Genomic DNA, 20,587 nt, shown 5'->3' with positions numbered 1-20,587 from the left:
GGAGAGTTTTTTGTTTAAAGTTCTTTATAACTAAATGCTGCCTCAGCAATTGGCTCATCTTTTCTTTGTTGTCGCAATTGATACCCTTTGATAACGCGCTCATAGTGTTGCCATAGCTCAGCATGCAAATTATCTATTGTCTTGGTATTTGCATATTCAAAAGCCTTTTTACCCATGCGTGTTCTTAAATAATCATCTCCCAAAATGGTCAATATGCGTTTGTAAAAACCTCTTAATGAACCAGGAGCAGACAAATACCCAGTTTCACCATTTATTACAATATCCGATGGGCCACCCGCATCAGCAGCTACTACAGGAGTACCAGATGCCATTGCTTCTAACACTACATTGCCAAATGTCTCTGAATCAGACGGAAAGAAAAACAGATCAGCAGAAGCGTAAGTCCTTGATAATTCTTCACCTCTCAACTTGCCTGTAAAAAGCGCGCTAGGCATTTTTTCCTCAAGCCATTCCTTTTCGGGACCATCACCAGTTATGACCATTGTAATCTTCTTGTTCTTTCTTTCAAACAATTCATACATATCTGCTAGGACAGACACATTCTTTTCTTTGATTAACCGACTCACAAACAGTACAGTCTTGTTCCCTTCAGGAATTCTTCCCTTAAAAAAGTCTTCCTTGCGAAAATGAGGGTTAAATCGATTGGCGTGAATGGCTCGCCCCCAAATAGCCATAGTATCTCTTTTGATGCCCAGCTTTTCTAAATCCTTACGAACTGGCTCGGTCGGTACCAAGGTCAAATCGGCATTTTTATAATACCATGCCATACCCTGATTAAACAATCCACCAAAAAGAAAATCTCCCACTTTCCCCAAATAATACTTGAAATAAGTAGGATAATGTGTGTGATAGATCGTCATCACAGGCAAACTATTACGTCTTGCATATTTGATAGCATACCGTCCTAGGAGTGATGGAGAGGTGAAGTGAAGGACATCTGGCTTAAACTGATCCAACTCAGCTCTCAACCCCTTCATTCTATTAGGCAATCCCAATCTATATCCTTCTTGAAAAGGTAGTCCAACGTAGGGACATATCAATATTTTAAAATCGATACTACTTACGTCCTTTGGAGGATGTGGTGTAACTATTAAAAGGTCAAATCTATCTTTAGGAAAATTGGCAATTATCTTATTCAAAGTGACACTCACACCATCAAAGTCTTCTTCCAACACGTCGGCAAATAGCACTACCTTTTTTCTAATATTCTGCATGGCACTTCTATATGGTAACACATTATAAAAGGATTGACAAATATCAAACCATTTTTTCAAAACCTTGAGAATTGAATTCTTCTTTCAAGATTCTTACTACTATGTCACTCAAAGCAGGAATCACCCCTAAAGAATTTGTACTTTTTTTTGATTTATTCAAAAGCAACAAATAGTCCTGCACGCGATCTGTACTCAATCTATTGGAAATCAGACCTAAACCCAACCCTTCGTGCTCCACGTATTTCACATTAGCTGCTTGTTCAAAATCATCCTCTCGGTACTGGAGCAACAACGGTTTGTTCATCGCTATGGACTCAAATATCAAATTGGAACCTGCAGACCCAACCACACCCGTTGCTCCCATCAGGCACTTACGAAACGCAAGGTTATCAGGTGCAAAATTTTCAACTCCGTGCAAATCAATAGGATTACCGAAATTTTTGATTTTCAATCCACGGTTAATTAACTCAACAATCAACTCCTGTCCATTGCCATCTCTGAAATAGGATAAAAGATATCCTTGATCAGAAATCGCTGTGGAATCAAAAAATATATCAGGACGAACAACAAAGGTATTTTCATTCTTAGGTTGAATATTCGTAAAATGTACGGCAACCTTATAATGCGAACATAGAGTAGCCACTCGTACTTTAAAATTCTCCTTTCGCAATCCAACCTTGGGCAACTCAATTGGGTTTTCGCAATAAGGGAAGATTAGTGCATGCCCTATTGATAGCACCTTGATTCCCAAAAATTTGGCAGCATAAGTGCAAGGAGCGTCACCATCAGAAATCAACAAATGTGGTCTCTGTTGTTTCAAAACCCTGTAATCCTGCCAGATTCGATAGACAAATAAAAAAAATGAGCTACCTGGCACAATAGATTTGATTCTTTTCACTGAGTCAAAACCCTTCAAAACTTCATATGCAGTATCTCCTGCATACACCATACATTCGCACCCTTCTGCTCGCAACCTAGGCAGCAAAGTCAAAGCCCTAGATGAGTGACCTCTACCTCTACCATGAATAAAATATGCGATTCTCATACTTGCAATTTGCGAATTGAATTAGTTTTGTCGCTCAAAGTTAGACTTCTGGAGGTCTTCTGTATCACTCTAAAGATATGTTTTTTCAGGATATGGTAAAAAACACACCTTTAATTGTGGTGAGATATTAATCATAAAACTTTGTCATAAATTAATGTGGGAATTCCTACTATGAAAGCTCGAATAAATGATATACATCAATCTATCAGTTAAAATATTTCTTCACCTCGTGTGTACAAGTATCTTCCCCAAAAAACTACACTCCTAAATGAAATTCTTAGCACTCCTACGCAGTACTTCTCCTGCAATGTTCTTTTACGCCTTAGTGGTAAGTGTGGTCTCTGGGGTAAGTTCTACTTACGTGATCAAAATGGTTCATCAGTTTGCTGAAGTCGGGATCGAAACAGACCCTTATTTCACTCCCAAATTCATGGGAGCTGTTGTGCTTTTCGGTATCACAGGAGTACTGTCTTCCTACTTTATTTCTGTTCTCACCCAAAGAATGATTTATAAACTCCGAACCGATTTATCCAGCAAAATCCTCAATGCGTCCTTCCAAAAGACAGAAAGAAACTTAGACAAAATATTGCCTGTACTGACAGCAGACATCAACTTTGTCTCTGCCAGTATGAACCGACTGCCTCCAGTTGTGACTGGTCTTGCAACTGCTGTAGGCTGTATTTTTTATATGTTCTATCTCTCGTGGGAAATGACACTCGGGAGCATGGGTCTGTTTGGGATCGCATTTTTAATCAACTATGTGGCACTACCCTACCTCAAAAAATACAGTGAGGCCGCACGCGATGTTTGGGACAAAATTCACAAGAATTTTGAAGGAGTGGTCTATGGAATGAAAGAACTCAAACTGAATAAACAGCACAGAGAAAACTTCATAGAAACCAGTATTGGCCCCAATTGCCTAGAAGAAAATAAATACAGAGTCAAAGAAGAAGTTCTCTATGCTGTTTCATCCAGAATCGTAGAAATGATCTTGCTCATGGGAATAGGTCTGTTCATTATCAATATGACTAGTATCTCATGGATGAACAAAGATGAATTTGGGAATTATTTATTAGTACTGCTCTTTACCGTAGCGCCACTGGCAACTGTCAGCGGATTCCTCAAGCACATCAAAAGAACACAGGTCTCATTGAAGAAAATTGACGACATAGGTGTAAATCTAGTGATCGAACCAGACTTTATAGAAGAGGATTTGGATATAAGTGGTTGGAATTCAGACTCAGACCCATTGTTTTCATTCAAAGACGTATATTTCTCGTACGACACCAACAACGAGGATAAAAATTCTCCATTGGACCAATCAATCTAGATGTCAAACACCAAGACATCATTTACGTGATTGGTGGCAATGGATCAGGTAAAACCACTTTTATCAAAATGCTGACTGGACTCTACTCACCCATCAAAGGTGAAATCAAATTTAAGGGTCAAGTAATTGATGAAAAACAGATGGATAACTACCGCAAACATTTTGCAGGGGTATTCACAGATTATTATCTATTTGATGATTTGATGCATATCGATAGCACTGTTATTGACCGTGAAGCTGGCAATTTGCTCAAAGAGTTGGAGATTGATCATAAGGTCAAAATTCTGGACAAACATATCTCGACAACTTCTCTGTCTTATGGACAAAAAAAGAGGTTAGCCATGATGGTTTCTATCTTGGAAGACAAAGAGGTTTACATCTTTGATGAATGGGCAGCCAACCAAGATCCCTATTTCAAAGAGATTTTTTATGTCAGAATCCTACCTCAGCTCAAAGCCAAAGGCAAAACAATTGTCGCAATTTCTCACGATGAAAAGTACTTCGAAAATGCTGATAGAGTGGTCAAAATGGCCGAAGGAGTATTGACAGAAGTCAAAAACTAACGCTTATGTTCTGTCTCGTAGATTGCAACAATTTTTGGAGTCCTTCAGGTGGTGGTGTCAGACGCTACCACCTCGAAAAAATGGAGTACTTCAAAGGCAGACCAGACATCAAGTACGTCTTTGTCATGCATGATGAGGAGACCTATACTGAGCAAATCGGTGAGAATGCTTACATCGAGCATCTCCGCGTACCCAAAGTGATGGGCAACTGGGAGTACAGGTATTTAAGAAAGAGAAGTTTACTCGCCCCTATACTCAAACGCATCAATCCCGATGTGATCGAGGTGGGTTCACCTTACTTCATGCCGTCCATGGTCAACAAGATTGTGGAAGAAGAACAGCTCAAAGCCAAGGTATTTGGGTTTTGGCATGCAGATTTCCCGGTGACCTACGTCAAAAGATTTCTATCCAATTGGCCGTTCGATCTGGCACAAAAGGGAGAGAACAAGGCATGGGCATTTGCCAGAAAGCATTACAACAAAATGGCTGGCGTGCTCGCTTCTAGCGAAGTAATCATCCAGCGCATGCAAAAAAACGGTCTCAACAATGTCCATTTTGTCCCGCTGGGAGTCAATGAGGTTCTTTTTCATCCAAACAAAAAGGATCAAAATTTGATCGACGAAATGAAAGCAGGTGTATCTGACAGACTTTTCTTGTTCTTTCCACACCGATTCAGCAATGAAAAAGGCCTCAACCTATTGCTAGAAGCCTATCCACTTGCCTGTGCACAGCTAGATCATGATCCTGTATTGGTATTGGCAGGAACTGGCCCCTACCAGCCTGCGGTCGAAAAAGCAGCAAAGCAATATCCACACGTTCATTTCATAGGTTTCATCAAAGAGAAGGAAATGATGGCTAAATATTTTGCCTGTGCAGATTTAGGTTTTGCTCTCAGTGCGTGGGAAACCTTTGGCTTGTCACTGGTAGAAGCATTGAGCTCAGGGCTACCACTCATTGCCGCAAATGACGGTGCAGCCATGGAACACATACAAAGATCTGAAGCAGGACTGATCATTGACTCATTGACACCCGAAGTTTTAGCAAATGCAATTGTGAAATATGCCCTCATGACCAACAAGGATGAATTGAAAGCCAAGGCAAGAGCCTATGGTCAAAACCTCAGTTGGGAAAATTGCTTTAGTAAGCAGGTTGAAATATACCAACAGGCTCTGAGCTAAGACTACAGCACTCACTCCTCCATCAATTCTTTCATTCTAGTATACAGTCTATTAGCTACTGTATCCCAATTGAATTGAGACAACACTCTATCTCGACCCTTCTTACCCATGGACAAGCTCAACTCTTCATTGCTCATAAGTTGATTTATTCTTTCTGAAAGTGTTTGTGTGTCATCAGATCCTACTAGAAACCCCGTTTCTCCTTCCAGTACAGCATCTGGAATACCCCCAGTGTAGGATCCAATCACTGGTTTTTCACAAGCGTTGGCTTCCAAAAACACAATACCAAAACCCTCTACATTTACTTTTTCTTGCCGTGAGACCATCACGAAGACATCTGCCATGTTGTAGTACGCATTCAACTGATCATCAGCTATTCTTCCTGTAAAAAAAACGTGATTTGACAACCCTAGAGCCATCACCTTGGTTTTCAACCTTTGCTCATCTGGACCTGTACCTCCTATTACATACAAAGCATCTGAATGCTTTTTTATCACTAGAGGCATAGCATCGAGAATGGTATCTATTCCCTTGGTAGGTACTAGTCTTGAAATTGAATAAATGATCTTTCTTGCTCCAAAACCTAATTTCTTTCTCAATTCCTTTCCATCACCATCTGACGGAAAAAACCTTTGTGGATTCGTACCATTTGGGATCACAGTTATCTTCTCTGTCTTTACTCCTGCATCAATGAGCAAACTAGCTGTATAATTGCTCACGGGAAAAAAATGATCTACTTGCTGGAATAATCTTTTTCTTCTTTCGACAAACCTAGCCGATAATTGCCCTGACTTGGACAGGGACAAGGGATTCAAAAACAGTTCTCTGGCATGAGCTGCACAAAATATTCTAATTTTTGCACCATTGCGCTTTGCGCGGATTGAAGCTATTGTCGTTTGCCATTGAGCATGAAAAACCACATCAACATGGTTTTTCTCAAGGTGTGATTTGTAGCCAAACAATAGCCTAGCACCTAAGTAGGGATTAGGCACGTTGTATCTACACACTTTATAATCCAAACTTTGATCTAATGTCTGCGCACCTTCATGATTGGGTGCATGTACGGTAACCGACATGCCCATTTGATTGAGTCTAGTAACTAACTCTGCGCTATACGTTTGAATTCCTCCCAAGGCAGGGGGAAAATCTTGCGTAATAAAATCAACATTCATATAGAATCAGCTATTTATGTGTACCCATCGCTTGCGAAGGCAGAAACCGATCAATGATCCGTCCCCATGGATACATGACCGAAAACATAATAATTATATTTTCCATAAACATGATATTCATAGAAATAGAAATTCCGATGTGCATTCCTAGCAAAATCAAGACACTAAAAGTCCGTGTTTTTTTGAACCAAATCAAAAAGGCCGTTAATTCAGCTAATATTCCGAAAAGAAGTGTAAGGGTTGCAAACAAGTGACTCGACAAAGCCCACTCTTGTAATAAATTAGGTTCGAAAAAACCTTGCTTTGAAGTCACATCTACACTTCGTTCGTAAATCCACATCCAAAGGTTGCTACCATCTACCCATGTATACCCTGTAGCGATCAACTTGCAAATCCCCGCTGAAGTATAACCAAAACCAAAATAGAAATAAGTCATCCCCAATGCGAACACTCGCATGTTTTTAGTATTACCAAAGCTCCATTGAGCCAATGCCAAAAGCAGAACGGCCATACCTACCAGATTGGATCCATGTGAAATCTCACCGAGGCAATACCTTGAGATATAATGCAAATGAAAACTGACTAAACACACCGCATAGCCATATTTATTCAATCGAAAAAAGCCAACAAGTCCAGCTACAACCATAATTGCAGCATTGACCAAGGAAATATTGTGATGAAACATGAATGAAACATCTATATAATTGGCCATTCCCAACGGCAGTACTACATCGCTGATTTTTTGAATATAAAAACCCCAGTCCCATGCAAACTGAATAACATAAACGAGAACGACTAACTCGAAAAACTTAAAAGCATAGAAGTCCCCTTTAGTTTCCTCCGCCTCGTAATCAAAAAGGTTACTGTAGAGCCACTGAGGAAGACGTACATTTTGCAAAAATGCCATAATTCTATAATTTGATTTGTGACATACTCAGATTGACAGTATTTCTGAATATTTAATATTGAGCCATTAAAGCCCCCTTATTTAAATTGGATATCTAAATTCGGATTAAAAATAGTGGTGTCAGCAGATAACAAAATGAATGGCGTAAATTTCACAGAAACGGGCTCCTCTTCATTATCTACTTTTTCGCCATGTGCTTTGAATACCAGAAAAATCTTCTCGTCCAAATATTTATCAAAGAGCTTCCTCAGCCCTAAGACCCGATCTGAATCCCACACTTTTGTTTTAGAAACCATATTAGCCATATCATTTTGGCTAATCCCTAGTGGTACCATAGGTACTGGTTCACCTGGTAAATCACCTAGCTTAACTTCCTTCCATAAATCATCAGAGCTAATCATATTAGCATCTACATCTCTGACCAATGAGCGATTCCAAGGTCTCCCTGCCTGCGAAAACATAGGATAAACACTAAATGGCCAAAACTCCCCCAAATGAGTTGCTACCAATAAAGCATAAACCAAAAAACTACCTATTAATAATTGAGAAGTCTTCTTTTTAAGATCCATAATTATTGTTCACTATTTGTGCCAAAGATAAGAACAATTGAAATTGGCGGTACCAAATTTCAAGGGTAAATTTGCATGATGCGCGTCATACTCACTTGCAATTTCTCTCCTTGGTCGGCCTATAGTGGAGGAGGACAAAGATCTACTCATAGTATTGCTACTCATCTCGCTAATGCTGGTGTTGATGTACATGTGATTTACACAAAGTCCCCTTTTGAAAATATTCATATCACAGAGCCTGTCAACTATAATATAGTGTGGGGTGTATTGCCTGCCCTAAAATCTAAAAGAACAGCAATACTCAGAAATGCCAGTATCTATTCTGTAAAGAAACAAGTAGATAGATTGATCACTAAGTCGACAGTTGTACATTCCAACGGTGAGGAATCGGCATTATTAGGCTATTTCAAGCCTACAAGTAATTTTAGACTAGTATGTACACCTCGTTACCCACTTTATCCTGAGATAAAATCCCCCAACACACTAACCCCTCCCAGTTGGTATGATGTGTTGTCTCTCAACAAGTACCAGCTGCTGGCTCACACTATCTCACACGCCGACATCATCGCCCCTACCAGTCAGTTTGCCGCCGAAACCATACAACAAACCTATCAAATAGCTGACAGCAAAATAAAAGTTATACCCAATGGAATCATTGACGATGTTTTTGATGGACCAAAACGACGGCCTGTCCCTGGATCCATCTTCTTCTTTGGTCGATTGGAAAAAACCAAAGGTGTCGATATTTTGCTAGAAGCTTTTGCTCAACTTTCAGACTACACTACTTTGACAACAGCTGGTTCTGGATTATACTTTTCTGAATTTAAGAACCGAATAGAGCAGTTAGGTCTTGGTAAGAGGGTAAAGCATATAGACTGGCTCAATCATCAAGATATTGCCAAATTAATATCAGAAAGTGCGATTGTTTGCTTGCCATCCCTAGAAGAGAGTTTTGGGAATTCTATTGCAGAGGCCATGGCAGCTGGAGCACCTATTGTTACAACGACTGCTGGGTCTATTCCAGAGTTAATTACAAACGAAAAAAATGGATACCTCACTGAACCTGGAAATGTACAAGCATTGGCAGCCTGTCTACAAAACATTTTGGATACACCTGACAGAGCAGAGGAACTGGCCCAAGCTGCCAAAATAACGGCTGGTGACTATCGATGGAATAGCATCGCAGAAAAATGGATTTCACTTTATTCAAATATATTGTAATGAAGAATTGGATGTTTTACAAAACTGACCTCTTACCTTACATGCGAACAGCTGCAGGAGCTATGAATAACACCCAATACCTACGAATGAAACATCTCATCACTTTGATACTGATTCTTTTATTTCATTTCTTTTCGTTCGGACAGATTTTATATCCCAACAGTGAGATTTTAGAATACTATCGAGTTATTGAAATGAAAAATAACGATATACAAGATCGCCTAGGCATTTTTCCTTCTATTGTCAGTCAATACAAGAAAGACTCACTTGCGTGGAATATTTGGGCTGATCAACTCCAGTTTAATGGTATTCCTGACAAATCAATTAAACTAATGTCTTTTAGATTCTCTAACTATTACAACTCCAAATACCCTAAAGGATATAACGATGGAGCCGTATGGAAAGGCAAGGGATTCACTTCGGTATTACAAGGAGGAATAAGTGGAAGGTATGGAATACTAGAGTTCACCTTCGCACCAGTAGTTTACTATTCCCAAAATGTCTCCTATGATTTGGCATCACAAAGAGGTAACAATTCCCCCTATAATTACCAGTTTACGGATCGAAGGATTGATTGGGTACAGCGCTACGGTGATGAGAACTTTATTGAGTTTGATTGGGGTCAGACAGATGTTCGTATGGCATATAAAAACTTCACGCTTGGAGCTTCTACACAAAACATCGTATGGGGTCCTGCACAAAGAAATCCGTTGATTTTGAGCAGCAATGCAGAAGGAATTCCGCATGTGGATCTAGGTACACATACGCCTATTCAAACCAAGATAGGCTCGATAGAAGCGAAAGTATATTGGGGTGTATTGAATGAGTCAGAGTATTTTGATGACAATAATGACAACAACTATAGGTATTGGACAGGAATGTCTATATCCTATAGTCCAAGTTTTATCCCAAGCTTATCCATTGGCTTTAATCGAGCTCTTTACAAACGAGGAGAGGAGTTTACAGCGAAAGATTTATATAAAACCTTCTGGTGGTTTGAAAATAAAAATGAGACAGTAGGACAAAATGATGAATATGATCAAATTGCTTCTGCCACAGTACGTTGGGTATTTAAAGAAGTAGGTTTTGATACCTACCTTGAATTCGGCAAAAATGATTTTGGAGGTAGTCTATTCGGATCGGAACCTGATCATGCCAGAGGATACACTATAGGTATGAGCAAATATATTGATTTAAACAATACCAACGTCATCAAACTCACCTATGAACATTGCTCTGTAGATAAGGCAAAATCTGGTTTGTACCGTGGGTACAATACTTGGTACACTCATCACATAGTCACTCAAGGTTATACCAATAATGGGCAAGTCATGGGGGCGAGTGTGGGACCTGGTGCAACAACAGATTACATTGGCACTGAGTTATTTTTCAAAAAGGGCTTAATTCAACTCTATGGTGAAAGAGTTCGTTTCAATGATGACTATTTTATAGACAACATTTTAAATAATGACCTACACGATTTCGAATGGACTATTGGATCAAGGTTATCCATATTTGTCAATGGTTTTTTGCTCAGTAGTGAATGTCTGCTCAGTTTGAGAAAAAATATGTATTACATGGCCAAAAATGATCAAAACAACCTGCAATTAGGTCTAAGTATAAGCAAGCAGCTGAAATGATTCTAAAAACAATCACGCAATACTATTTGATAACTTTAATACCTACATTTCGTCTACTCAATTATAAAAATTCCTATCATATGATATCAATCAAAAACTATTTTTTCACCACCCTAGTAATTGCTTTATTATTTACATCTTGTGTCCCTAGCCCTAAAAAGCTTGAAAATGCAAAATCTGAATCAGAACTAGCTCCATTGGCTCAGGGTTATTCGATCATATTCTTCAATCTTGACAACTACGCTTTGGTCTATGTCGATGGAGAGATGGTTTTCGATACTAGAACCTCTACCACCCAAACCAATCATGAGGTTTTGTTAAATCTAAACATGTATATAAAGAACAACAAACAGGAACTCAAAGTTGAAGGATATAATGATAAATGTGAGATGTGTGCAGAAAACAGGTGGGAAATTGTTTACGAACTATACAAAAATGGAGAAAGTGTAGACTATGTAAATAAAGACTCTAATGACAAGCATGATACTCCTGGATTAAAATTTACACAATTTCATAAACTAGCTAGTTATTAAGTCACTATTTCCAGACTTGAAAACCTTGAAGTGTCCAATAAAGAAATAGGTTATAACCGGTAACCACCAACTAAGTATGATCGCTAAATAGAACTTTTCAACTTCATAAGTTCTTGTGATTCATAATCATGCAATGACAATCAAATCTGGGAGTGAATAGGTATGTTCAAAATTTCTATAATTCAATCTAACCAACGACTGTTCAAATATCTATCAACTCCTCAATTATAGAATTTAGGATTCACTAACTTTGTCCTTCCATCGTTTGTCCACCTGTATCCAACTATTTTATCACGGACGAAACTAGTTAGCATTTTGAGACGCTTATCAATACTTTCACTAATGGGATACATGTGGGTGCTGGTGTCCATTCATGACTCCATTGCTCAAAATAATCATCAGTTTCCTCTCATTCAAGGTGTGTATCAGTTGGTCGATACCACAGGAGTTCTTACTGTAGATCAAGTAGCTACACTATGGGAAAATGATCATTTCCAAACCCTCAGCAACGATATCATCAATTGTGGCATCAAAGATTCGGTAATCTGGTTGGGCTTCAAGCACCCAAGTAATGCACTCGAATACCTCAGTCCTGGAAGTGAATCTATCGTTTGGCGTGCGACTTTGTTCGCACCAGATACGGTAGGACAGTATCAAATGACCTATCATTACGACCATCTCAATCCTGAAACGCGAATCGCAGGCTTTCCATATAGAACAGTAGCCATCCCACTACCTGCTCACCAAAGTGACTACTTCCTCCTCCGAATAGCAGCTAGGCGCCACCGCAACTATATCTTGAAAACCGGCGACCTGACGCAGATCACCAACTACTTGCTACACAAAGAAAGCATCCCTCTGGCCTTCATCGGTTTTATGCTCTGCATCTTCATCTACAATGTCTTTCTATTATTCTCCACGCGAGATATTATTTTCATTCCTTATCTGATCTATTTACTGTTTGTGACTTATGCAGTACCTTTTCACAATGGCTATGTGCTATTCAGTGAAGAATGGATGTGGCAGGGAAATCCATTCTATACAGTCTGGACGAGCATTGGTTACCTGACTGGAGGTTGGTTTGCTATCATCTATTTGGATCTCAAAAAGAATGCCCCCCAATTACGCTATTGGATAATGCTGCTGATGACTGTATTGGTAGTGATAGTACCGCTCTTGGATGTGTCAGGCTGGCTACATGTCGGCATCATGGCGGTGATTGTTTCGGTTTCTTCCCTGCTGTTCAACCTGAGTCTCTGGTCTGCGGGAGTATATATCTGGATCAAAGGCGTGAGCCATGCGCACTACTACGTGCTCGGTTGGTTGTTTGCCATCTCGGGTATGGTTCTATTCATCCTCTCCACCAATGGCATCATCCCTTACAATGATTTTGTCGAAGAATCATTCTACTATGGTTTTGCCATCGAAGCTGTCCTCTTTGCTTTCGCAATCGGTGATCGAATGAATGTACTCAAAAAGGAAAAACGCGCTTTAGAAGTAGAGTACTTGGATTACACCAAGGAACAAAACTGGTTGCTGGCCAAGCAATCCTTTATGAATTCGCACTTGCTTCGTGCACCACTCTCTCGTATCATCGGATTGCTGAATATCCTGCACTACAGCAATAGCCAAGAAGAAAGCAATGAATACCTGAAACATATAGAAGACTCCACCACCGAGATGGACTATGTCGCCAAACGTATGTCTGCCATGCTCGAAAATGAAGGCTACCTCGACCAATATGAAAACGAATTCAACGAGGTAAGAAAAAGCATTTATCAAGATCTAGAAGAAGAGAAAAGGGGTTCTAAATCATAAGATTAGCATATTAATCGGGAGTACAAAGCAATCCATTTCATCTGCTTTTCAGAACTATTCAATCTTCATGTTCAAAAATGAATAGACTTTCCAAAATATTGGATAGTCCAATCTCACATGCTCCCAAACTCAATTCACTAGTTTAGCAATTAAGAAACCTCTCCTAATATACCCAACCAAACGCCATCTGTATCGCTGGTCAAGAGACTGGAATATACAGATCAAAGTGAAGCGAATAGATTGGCGTCTAAACGAACGAAACTGAAATTAACAGATTAAACGAGAATAGCAGATGAGAGCATTGTTACTAATTTCTATCCTTGCATGTGCAGTCAGCACAGCATTGGGTCAAATCGTGAATATAGAAGCCCCGGCCTTTCCAGGAGCAGAGGGTCATGGTAGGTTCACTACCGGAGGCCGTGGGGGGCAAGTGATCTATGTCACCAACCTCAATGACTCTGGCGAGGGCAGCCTGAGAGAAGCCATCAAGCAAAGCGGCCCAAGAATCATCGTATTTGCCGTGTCAGGCATCATCGAACTCAACAGTGTCTTGAAAATTGCGAATGACGACATCACCATCGCTGGACAAACTGCTCCAGGAGCGGGGATTTGCCTCAAAAACTACAGCATGCAAATCGACGCAAACAATGTGATCATCAGATACATTAGCACCCGAATGGGAGACGAAAAAGCCTACGAAGGTGATGCCATGTGGGGACGCGAGCAAAAAAACATCATCATCGATCACTGCTCGATGAGCTGGAGTACAGATGAGTGCGGTTCGTTCTACGACAATGAAAACTTCACCATGCAATGGTGCATCTTGTCAGAGAGCTTGCGAATTTCTGTCCATGGCAAGGGAACACATGGATACGGTGGTATCTGGGGAGGACAGGGCGCATCGTTTCACCACAACCTGCTCGCACATCATGACAGCAGAAACCCTCGTATGAATGGCAGCCGGTACACAGGCAACCCAGCGATAGAATTGGTCGATTTTCGAAACAACGTCATCTACAACTGGGGAGCCAACAGCGGCTATGCTGGCGAAGGCGGGAGTTTCAATTTCGTCAACAACTACTACAAATCTGGTCCTGCCACCCCAGACAGCAACAAAAAGTACCAGATCTTTCAACCAGATGCAGACAATGGCAGCAACAACAACATCCAAGGCACACACGGCTACTTCTATGTCGCAGGCAACTACATGTATGGCAGTGAGACAGTCACCAATGACAACTGGCAAGGCATCAATCCAAGCGGTAACCTCAGAGACGCAGATGTCAAATCTGAAGTGGAGTTTGAGTACGGCCAAATTACAACACACACTGCAGAAATAGCCTTTGATCGCGTATTGGCTTATGCTGGGGCATGCTTAGCACGTGATGTCCACGACACCAGAGTCACTGAAGAAACCCGCACTGGTACAACTACTTACTTGGGTTCTACTACTGGTGATAGCAAACCAGGACTCATCGACACACAAGCTGACGTAGGTGGATGGGATACCTATGAGGCTACTGCAGCACCATTGGACACGGATCTAGATGGCATGCCAGATGATTGGGAAACTACCAATGGGCTCAACAAAGATGACGCGAGTGACAACATCTCCTACGACATGAGCCACTTCTACACCAACGTAGAAATGTACATCAACAGTCTGGTCGCCACCCTAACCGAAGAGCAACTAGATGGTGGCGATACAAACTATGAAAACAACGAAACGCCTGGCCGGCTGATGGTAGCTGCGGAAGGTGACACCACACAGACTCTGGATTTGGGTGAGAGCATCTCCGACATTCAGCTCACATGGGAAAATGCCACTGACGTCACAGTCACTGGATTGCCGGCTGGCGTAACTGGCACGACCAACACCACTGACAAAACTGTAATTATCAGCGGCACACCTACAGAAGAAGGAGCTTTCAACTATTGGGTAACCACCGTAGGTAACACCGCCAACGACAGCATCTCAGGCACCATCACCGTGGCTAAGATCGTCTTGAATGCTACAGATCAATCAAACAAGGTCTCTGTCTATCCCAATCCACTCAACGGATCAGAATTGAATATACAGGTCAGTGCTAAAGAAAAGATATACTCGGTCAATATCATCAACCACTCAGGTCAGGTGATGCTCCACAGTATAGGAAACGACCAATCCAATATGCAGGTAAACCTGCCGCTAGAATCAGGACTCTACATCGTGTTGATCCAGACCAATGGCTGGAATTACACTCGAAAACTAATCATCAATCCATAACCTCCAACTGTCCCGAAGTTCATTCTACAAAAAAGAATTCGCGTAGTGAACTTTGGGGCCATTAGATGATCTTTTGACGATGTTCCTTTCCCCATTGGTAGAGTACATCTATGACTGGGCTGAGTGATTTGCCATGATCGGTCAACGAGTATTCTACGATGACAGGGATCGAATCGTACACTGTACGCTTGATGAGTTGATTCATTTCCAACTCTCTCAATTCTTTGGACAGCATCCTGTCGGTGATTTTGGGAATCTCCTTTGCCATCTCGCTAAAGCGCTTGTTGCCAAAAGTCAATGAAATAATAATAGGCAACTTCCACTTGCCACTCAGGACATACAATGCGTCCTGTACGGGCTGTATGATACCGAGACAGGCACCATGCCTTTTCTCCTTACCTTCTACAGATTTATCATTTGCATTTTCTGTGCTCATTTTTCAAAGATAATGAAACAAACTATATCAAAGTATAGTACTATAATATTGTACTATACTTACTAATGTATAGTACAATGAACTAAGTTTATTCACAAATAAAAACACAGACAATGAGTTTAATAGAGGATCTACAATGGCGATACGCTACGAAAAAAATGAATGGAAACACAGTTCCACAAAAAAAATTGGATTACATACTAGAAGCGGCAAGACTGGCTCCTTCGTCTTCTGGATTACAACCTTACCAAGTCTTTGTGATTGCCAATAAGGGGGTTCAAGAAAAGTTAAAAGCTGTAGCGTGGAATCAGAGTCAGATCATAGATGCATCACACGTACTGGTCTTTGCGGCATGGGACGGCTATTCAGAAGAACGAATCGACACAGTCTTCAACAAAACCATGGATCAGAGAGGCCTGCCTCATACCACCATGACAGATTACAAAAACACCATTTGGGGTATGTATGAGCCGCTAGGTCAAGATTGGCAGGCACAACATGCCGCTAAACAAGCCTACATTTCATTTGGAATGGCTATTGCAGCTGCTGCCGAACAAAAAGTAGATGCCACTCCTATGGAAGGTTTTGTTCCTGACAAAGTAGATGAGATTTTGGGATTGAATGAAAAAGGACTGAAAAGCGTGTTGATACTGGCATTAGGATACAGAGATGAGGCCAATGACTGGTTGGTCAACATGAAAAAAGTAAGAACTCCCAAAGAAGAATTCATTACAGAGTTGAGCTAATACACATGAAGTAGTCTCATATTTTATTTTGAACATGCAATATGAGACTACACTTCTCCTGTGCTAAAAAAGGAGAATACTGAGCCCTATCCTCAGTATATCTCCTTTCATTTGGTCATTTAGACCGCCACTTGTTTAATAAAACTTCTTGTTGTTCTTTTTCTTAACCACTTTCTTCTTTGAGAAAATGTCCTTGATGACCTTTAGCATATCCGTAAGAATAGAATACACCATGCTTCTCTTGCTATAAATTTTATATTCTGTATTCATGATTTTATTTTTTATGATTTGATCAAAGAAATAATCGCACATACTATGACAATCGTCTCCACTAGAACCAATATCCTAAGCACCCAATGATCATCAGATGATTGGATGCCGTCTTTATTGTAGTTGAAGAAATATTTATTCATCATCAGCGCCATTACTTTATGATGTGAAATAGGCACTTTCGTCTGATAAACTCCTGAGAATGGAATTAGAAAGTGATTAGAATTTAGCTGACTATGGGCAAAATCAACCTGACAGTGGTGCCTTGATCTACCTGCGATGTGATTTGCATCTCGCCCTGGTGCAGTTTGATAATCTCCTGTACAATGGATAGACCCACTCCCGATCCTGAGATATTACCTACATTGCTGGCTCTAAAAAACGGGTTAACAATCAGGGGCAAATCATCAGCAGGTATCCCTATTCCCTGATCTACAAACTCCACCACCACAGATTGCTCCTGTGTTTTGTACTCAATACGTACAGTTACTGGCTGCTTGTCTGAGAATTTCAACGCGTTTTTGGTGATATTGATAAAGGCAATCAAGAGCCAGTTTTTATTTCCAAGCAACGCATACGATGTCTCCTCATGGATATACTGCACACGGAGCAAATCCTCTCCAAAATACCGAAACATGGTCGCCTGCAAGTCCAACACAAGATCTTCTATCCCAAACTCCGTCTTCTCAAAATATTTACTCCCTCCCATGCTCACCTCAGTCAACTGGATCAGATCCGCTATGATGTGAGTCAGCTTGTCTGCCTCTGTCAAAATCACCCTCAGTGAGTGTTGATACTCCGCCTCAGTTCGTGTACGATGTAGCGCCACATCAGACTCGCCACTGATGATCGTCAGAGGTGTCTTGAGTTCATGAGAGGCATTCGCCAAAAACTTTTTTTGTAAATCAAAACCCTTTTCCAGCCTGTCCAACATCTCGTTGAGCGTGAGTTCCAATTGCTGTACCTCATCTTTCTTTTTACTCACCACCACACGACTAGACAGTTTACTGGTATTGATCTCTTTGAGCTGCGTAGCGATGTTGATGATCGGAAAAGTAATCTCTTTCGCAAAAAACCATCCTACAAAAAACTGAACTATCATCGTCACCACCAATCCAGAAAACATGCTGCTGATCAAGTCATTGAGTTCACCCTCGCTTTCATCATCGATAGCAGTCAATAAAATGATAAAATCTCCCTCATTGTCTGAATAAAACAAACTCACCCATTGCTCTTGGTCTTTATAAAAGCGACGCTCACCCGTACTCAGCGTCAAATCCAAGGTGTATTGATCCAGTATTCCATCAGCTATAGATCTGGTCACATCATATAATGGAATCACATAGAGCTGCTCCTGATTCAGTCTTACCAAATGATTGCTGATGATTTCCTGGTAAATCTCTGCTGCCAATTCATCCTTCTCAAGGAGTATTTCTCCCTCCAGTTTGGCCTTATCCATGAGATCATCAAAGAAGTTGTCCTCCATACTGTCCTTGGATGTAAAATATACCAAAGACATAAAAAACAACAACGCCAAACCCGTCAGAAAAGAAAACAAAAGAGCAACCCTTAGTCTGATCATCACTCGTCCTTTTTAAGTACATAGCCTATTCCTACCACAGTATGGATTACTCGATCCAAATTCGAAAATTCAATTTTTTTCCTCAGGTAGTTGACATAGACATCCACTACATTGGTGCTGAGTTCGAAATCAATGCCCCAGACTTTGTTGAGCAGTTGCTGACGGGTAAGTACACGGTTTTTGTTATGGATCAAACAACACAACAATCTATACTCTGTATTGGTAAGGTTGATTTTCTCACCCCCACGTTTCACAGATTTGAGATGATCATCCACCACAATATCATGAAAACTCAATATATGATTTCCCTTTATGGGGTTTTCGATAGCAACCACCCTACGTGTGACAGCACTGATTCGCGCCAGCAGTTCTTCAAACTTGAAAGGCTTGACCAAATAATCGTCTGCTCCTGATTGCAAACCAGAAATAATATTTTCGGTAGTACCCAGTGCGGTCAGCATGATAATAGGAATCTGAACAGCCTGTTCACGTACTGCGCGAAGCAAGTCAATCCCATTGATGTGAGGCAGCATGATATCTAAAATGGCCACATCATAATTATGCTTGGTGAGCATCTGAAACCCAGACTGTCCATCCAATGCCACCGAAACAGCATGCCCATGTTCTTCCAATCCTTGTTTCAAAAATGAAACCACCTGAACCTCATCTTCAACGAGCAATATTTTCATGATACAAAAACAATAATCAAGTAAAGCTGCTGAATTTTACCTGTTATTCATACGAATTACGATTAGAATCCAATTAGAGTTAAAAGACAATACAATTCACAAAATCAACCTAAACTTGAAAACAATGGATTACCTCATTGAGTAATAAAAAATCATGAAGTCAATCAGCTCATCTCCAAGAATTTTACCCGTAAGCCTGTTTTCAACCATTCAATATTTCTTATTCTAAGCATTATCAGTTTGAGTGTCAGAATACCACCCCTAGGATATAAGGCATTTCTGAGGCAGCTTTTTTACCTTTACCCCAATGGAAAAAATCAAAACAGGAATCGCCTCCTTCGGCATGTCGGGTCTCGTTTTTCACGCTCCTCTCCTACATGCCAATCCCCAGTTCGAGTTACACAGCATCGTGGAAAGAAGCCCCAAAGGCTCCAAAGACATCTACCCCGACGTTAACATTGTCGCGAGTTTCGATGCACTGTTGGCAGACCCGGACATCGAATTGGTCATCGTCAATACACCCGATACCACCCATTTTGAATTTTGCCGCATGGCACTCGACGCTGGCAAACATGTCGTGGTAGAAAAGCCATTTACAGTCCATAGCCACGAAGCAGAAACCCTCATGTCACTGGCAGAAGAGAGGCAACTCACACTGAGTGTATTTCAAAACAGACGCTGGGACAGTGATTACCTAACGGTAAAAAAAGTCGTGCAAAACAAAATGTTGGGTCGATTGGTGAGCTTTGAATCACATTTTGATCGCTACCGCAATTTCCTCAAACCAGATACCTGGAAAGAAGAATCCCTCACAGGTGCCGAGATTCTGTACAACCTCGGTGCACACATGGTAGACCAAGCCTATGATTTGTTTGGGATGCCCCAAAGTGTCTTTGCAGAGATTGGTATCCAACGCAGCGGTGGCAAAGCAGACGACTACTACAACCTCAACCTCAAATATGAAAATCTCTCTGTAAACCTCAAAGCGAGCTACCTCGTCAGAGAAGAAGGTCCACGTTATGCACTTCATGGCACGCTTGGTTCCTTCCTCAAGTGGGGCATGGATCGACAAGAAGACGATCTCAAAGCGGGCAAATCACCCAGCAATCCAGATTGGGGTATTGAGCCACAAAAAATTTGGGGCAAACTCAATACTGAGATCAATGATCTGCACTTCACTGGCAGACTAGCATCCCTCCCTGGCAACTACAATGCCTACTACGACAACCTCGCAGCAGTCATCCGAGGAGAGGTAGACCTTATCGTCCACCCCAAACAATCCTTAGACGTACTTCGCATCATCGAAGCAGCCATCAAAAGCGACAAAGAAGGTATTAGAGTTAGTTTTTAAAGTCAATAGTCAATTGAAAAAAGTCCATAGACCATA

General features: G+C 40.9%; 20 protein-coding genes. 10 read left to right on the top strand and 10 right to left on the bottom strand.

What is annotated here, in order from left to right:
• Nucleotides 1-14 precede the first annotated feature (14 nt).
• Both N6H18_RS11210 and N6H18_RS11205 read right to left on the bottom strand, forming a co-directional pair.
• A complete protein-coding gene (locus N6H18_RS11210) occupies nt 15-1,235 on the bottom strand; it encodes a glycosyltransferase family 4 protein (protein WP_262308365.1) in 1,221 nt (406 codons plus the stop codon).
• Nucleotides 1,236-1,278: 43 nt separating this feature from the next.
• The gene (locus N6H18_RS11205) at nt 1,279-2,280 is read right to left on the bottom strand and encodes a glycosyltransferase family protein (protein ID WP_262308364.1); all 1,002 of its coding nucleotides are present in this window, start codon (nt 2,278-2,280) and stop codon (nt 1,279-1,281) included.
• A 268-nt stretch (nt 2,281-2,548) separates the two neighbouring features.
• Between N6H18_RS11205 and N6H18_RS11200 the strand changes: the two genes are divergently transcribed.
• Genes N6H18_RS11200 through N6H18_RS11190 form a run of 3 tightly spaced genes read left to right on the top strand, consistent with a single transcriptional unit; the run spans nt 2,549 to nt 5,351 of the window.
• Nucleotides 2,549-3,610, top strand: a complete 1,062-nt coding sequence (locus N6H18_RS11200; RefSeq protein ID WP_262308363.1) for an ABC transporter transmembrane domain-containing protein — start codon at nt 2,549-2,551, stop codon at nt 3,608-3,610.
• A gap of 26 nt (nt 3,611-3,636) precedes the next feature.
• Complete coding sequence (locus N6H18_RS11195; RefSeq protein WP_262308362.1) at nt 3,637-4,173, top strand: ATP-binding cassette domain-containing protein; 537 nt, start codon at nt 3,637-3,639, stop codon at nt 4,171-4,173.
• A 5-nt stretch (nt 4,174-4,178) separates the two neighbouring features.
• Nucleotides 4,179-5,351 carry a glycosyltransferase gene (locus N6H18_RS11190; RefSeq protein WP_262308361.1) on the top strand — a complete coding sequence of 391 codons (1,173 nt, stop codon included), beginning with the start codon at nt 4,179-4,181 and terminating at the stop codon, nt 5,349-5,351.
• Nucleotides 5,352-5,362: 11 nt separating this feature from the next.
• Here N6H18_RS11190 and N6H18_RS11185 read toward each other — a convergent pair whose 3' ends face one another.
• The 3 genes from N6H18_RS11185 to N6H18_RS11175 all read right to left on the bottom strand — a co-directional run bounded on the left by N6H18_RS11185 (nt 5,363) and on the right by N6H18_RS11175 (nt 7,999).
• Nucleotides 5,363-6,523: a glycosyltransferase family 4 protein gene (locus tag N6H18_RS11185; RefSeq protein WP_262308360.1), complete on the bottom strand. Its 1,161-nt coding sequence runs from the start codon at nt 6,521-6,523 to the stop codon at nt 5,363-5,365.
• A gap of 10 nt (nt 6,524-6,533) precedes the next feature.
• Nucleotides 6,534-7,430: a hypothetical protein gene (locus N6H18_RS11180; RefSeq protein ID WP_262308359.1), complete on the bottom strand. Its 897-nt coding sequence runs from the start codon at nt 7,428-7,430 to the stop codon at nt 6,534-6,536.
• Between the two features lie 77 nt (nt 7,431-7,507).
• On the bottom strand, nt 7,508-7,999 hold the full coding sequence (locus N6H18_RS11175; RefSeq protein WP_262308358.1) for a hypothetical protein: 492 nt from the start codon (nt 7,997-7,999) through the stop codon (nt 7,508-7,510).
• Between the two features lie 75 nt (nt 8,000-8,074).
• On the opposite strand from N6H18_RS11175, the gene N6H18_RS11170 reads away from it, so the two are divergent.
• The 5 genes from N6H18_RS11170 (at nt 8,075) to N6H18_RS11150 (ending at nt 15,477) form a co-directional block, all read left to right on the top strand.
• On the top strand, nt 8,075-9,220 hold the full coding sequence (locus N6H18_RS11170; protein ID WP_262308357.1) for a glycosyltransferase family 4 protein: 1,146 nt from the start codon (nt 8,075-8,077) through the stop codon (nt 9,218-9,220).
• On the top strand, nt 9,220-10,860 hold the full coding sequence (locus tag N6H18_RS11165) for a capsule assembly Wzi family protein (protein WP_262308356.1): 1,641 nt from the start codon (nt 9,220-9,222) through the stop codon (nt 10,858-10,860). Before N6H18_RS11170 ends, N6H18_RS11165 begins: the two co-directional genes overlap by 1 nt.
• An 80-nt stretch (nt 10,861-10,940) precedes the next feature.
• On the top strand, nt 10,941-11,393 hold the full coding sequence (locus N6H18_RS11160) for a hypothetical protein (protein ID WP_262308355.1): 453 nt from the start codon (nt 10,941-10,943) through the stop codon (nt 11,391-11,393).
• Between the two features lie 342 nt (nt 11,394-11,735).
• Nucleotides 11,736-13,211 carry a 7TM diverse intracellular signaling domain-containing protein gene (locus N6H18_RS11155; RefSeq protein WP_262308354.1) on the top strand — a complete coding sequence of 492 codons (1,476 nt, stop codon included), beginning with the start codon at nt 11,736-11,738 and terminating at the stop codon, nt 13,209-13,211.
• 292 nt (nt 13,212-13,503) lie between these two features.
• Entirely contained in the window at nt 13,504-15,477 is a 1,974-nt protein-coding gene (locus N6H18_RS11150; protein ID WP_262308353.1) for a T9SS type A sorting domain-containing protein, read from the top strand.
• Between the two features lie 61 nt (nt 15,478-15,538).
• Here the strand turns inward: N6H18_RS11150 and N6H18_RS11145 are convergent, their stop codons facing one another.
• Nucleotides 15,539-15,913 (bottom strand): winged helix-turn-helix transcriptional regulator, encoded by a 375-nt coding sequence (locus N6H18_RS11145; RefSeq protein ID WP_262308352.1) that lies wholly within the window; start codon nt 15,911-15,913, stop codon nt 15,539-15,541.
• 113 nt (nt 15,914-16,026) lie between these two features.
• Between N6H18_RS11145 and N6H18_RS11140 the strand changes: the two genes are divergently transcribed.
• Nucleotides 16,027-16,659 (top strand): NAD(P)H-dependent oxidoreductase, encoded by a 633-nt coding sequence (locus tag N6H18_RS11140; protein WP_262308351.1) that lies wholly within the window; start codon nt 16,027-16,029, stop codon nt 16,657-16,659.
• A gap of 135 nt (nt 16,660-16,794) precedes the next feature.
• Here the strand turns inward: N6H18_RS11140 and N6H18_RS11135 are convergent, their stop codons facing one another.
• The 4 genes from N6H18_RS11135 to N6H18_RS11120 form a co-directional block, all read right to left on the bottom strand.
• Nucleotides 16,795-16,929: a hypothetical protein gene (locus N6H18_RS11135; protein ID WP_262308350.1), complete on the bottom strand. Its 135-nt coding sequence runs from the start codon at nt 16,927-16,929 to the stop codon at nt 16,795-16,797.
• Between the two features lie 11 nt (nt 16,930-16,940).
• Nucleotides 16,941-17,075: a hypothetical protein gene (locus N6H18_RS11130; protein WP_262308349.1), complete on the bottom strand. Its 135-nt coding sequence runs from the start codon at nt 17,073-17,075 to the stop codon at nt 16,941-16,943.
• An 80-nt stretch (nt 17,076-17,155) separates the two neighbouring features.
• The gene (locus N6H18_RS11125) at nt 17,156-18,511 is read right to left on the bottom strand and encodes a HAMP domain-containing sensor histidine kinase (RefSeq protein WP_262308348.1); all 1,356 of its coding nucleotides are present in this window, start codon (nt 18,509-18,511) and stop codon (nt 17,156-17,158) included.
• A complete protein-coding gene (locus N6H18_RS11120; protein WP_316044803.1) occupies nt 18,511-19,200 on the bottom strand; it encodes a response regulator transcription factor in 690 nt (229 codons plus the stop codon). Before N6H18_RS11120 ends, N6H18_RS11125 begins: the two co-directional genes overlap by 1 nt.
• A 307-nt stretch (nt 19,201-19,507) precedes the next feature.
• Between N6H18_RS11120 and N6H18_RS11115 the strand changes: the two genes are divergently transcribed.
• The gene (locus N6H18_RS11115) at nt 19,508-20,551 is read left to right on the top strand and encodes a Gfo/Idh/MocA family oxidoreductase (protein WP_262308347.1); all 1,044 of its coding nucleotides are present in this window, start codon (nt 19,508-19,510) and stop codon (nt 20,549-20,551) included.
• Nucleotides 20,552-20,587 lie beyond the last annotated feature (36 nt).

Origin of the sequence: Reichenbachiella agarivorans (genome assembly GCF_025502585.1) — a bacterium.
GTDB classification, from domain to species: Bacteria; Bacteroidota; Bacteroidia; order Cytophagales; family Cyclobacteriaceae; genus Reichenbachiella; species Reichenbachiella agarivorans.
Note: the sequence above shows the minus strand (reverse complement) of the source record. Positions and strands in the feature narration are given on the sequence as shown.

Bases quoted from the DNA above. Each gene is read 5' to 3' on its own strand.
- N6H18_RS11205 (WP_262308364.1), bottom strand. From the start codon at position 2,280: ATGAGAATCGCATATTTTATTCATGGTAGAGGTAGAGGTCACTCATCT.
- N6H18_RS11115 (WP_262308347.1), top strand. From the start codon at position 19,508: ATGGAAAAAATCAAAACAGGAATCGCCTCCTTCGGCATGTCGGGTCTC.
- N6H18_RS11120 (WP_316044803.1), bottom strand. From the start codon at position 19,200: ATGAAAATATTGCTCGTTGAAGATGAGGTTCAGGTGGTTTCATTTTTG.
- N6H18_RS11210 (WP_262308365.1), bottom strand. From the start codon at position 1,235: ATGCAGAATATTAGAAAAAAGGTAGTGCTATTTGCCGACGTGTTGGAA.
- N6H18_RS11165 (WP_262308356.1), top strand. From the start codon at position 9,220: ATGAAGAATTGGATGTTTTACAAAACTGACCTCTTACCTTACATGCGA.
- N6H18_RS11130 (WP_262308349.1), bottom strand. From the start codon at position 17,075: ATGATGAATAAATATTTCTTCAACTACAATAAAGACGGCATCCAATCA.
- N6H18_RS11145 (WP_262308352.1), bottom strand. From the start codon at position 15,913: ATGAGCACAGAAAATGCAAATGATAAATCTGTAGAAGGTAAGGAGAAA.
- N6H18_RS11140 (WP_262308351.1), top strand. From the start codon at position 16,027: ATGAGTTTAATAGAGGATCTACAATGGCGATACGCTACGAAAAAAATG.
- N6H18_RS11185 (WP_262308360.1), bottom strand. From the start codon at position 6,523: ATGAATGTTGATTTTATTACGCAAGATTTTCCCCCTGCCTTGGGAGGA.
- N6H18_RS11125 (WP_262308348.1), bottom strand. From the start codon at position 18,511: ATGATCAGACTAAGGGTTGCTCTTTTGTTTTCTTTTCTGACGGGTTTG.
- N6H18_RS11190 (WP_262308361.1), top strand. From the start codon at position 4,179: ATGTTCTGTCTCGTAGATTGCAACAATTTTTGGAGTCCTTCAGGTGGT.
- N6H18_RS11150 (WP_262308353.1), top strand. From the start codon at position 13,504: ATGAGAGCATTGTTACTAATTTCTATCCTTGCATGTGCAGTCAGCACA.
- N6H18_RS11160 (WP_262308355.1), top strand. From the start codon at position 10,941: ATGATATCAATCAAAAACTATTTTTTCACCACCCTAGTAATTGCTTTA.
- N6H18_RS11180 (WP_262308359.1), bottom strand. From the start codon at position 7,430: ATGGCATTTTTGCAAAATGTACGTCTTCCTCAGTGGCTCTACAGTAAC.
- N6H18_RS11170 (WP_262308357.1), top strand. From the start codon at position 8,075: ATGATGCGCGTCATACTCACTTGCAATTTCTCTCCTTGGTCGGCCTAT.
- N6H18_RS11135 (WP_262308350.1), bottom strand. From the start codon at position 16,929: ATGAATACAGAATATAAAATTTATAGCAAGAGAAGCATGGTGTATTCT.
- N6H18_RS11155 (WP_262308354.1), top strand. From the start codon at position 11,736: ATGGGATACATGTGGGTGCTGGTGTCCATTCATGACTCCATTGCTCAA.
- N6H18_RS11200 (WP_262308363.1), top strand. From the start codon at position 2,549: ATGAAATTCTTAGCACTCCTACGCAGTACTTCTCCTGCAATGTTCTTT.
- N6H18_RS11175 (WP_262308358.1), bottom strand. From the start codon at position 7,999: ATGGATCTTAAAAAGAAGACTTCTCAATTATTAATAGGTAGTTTTTTG.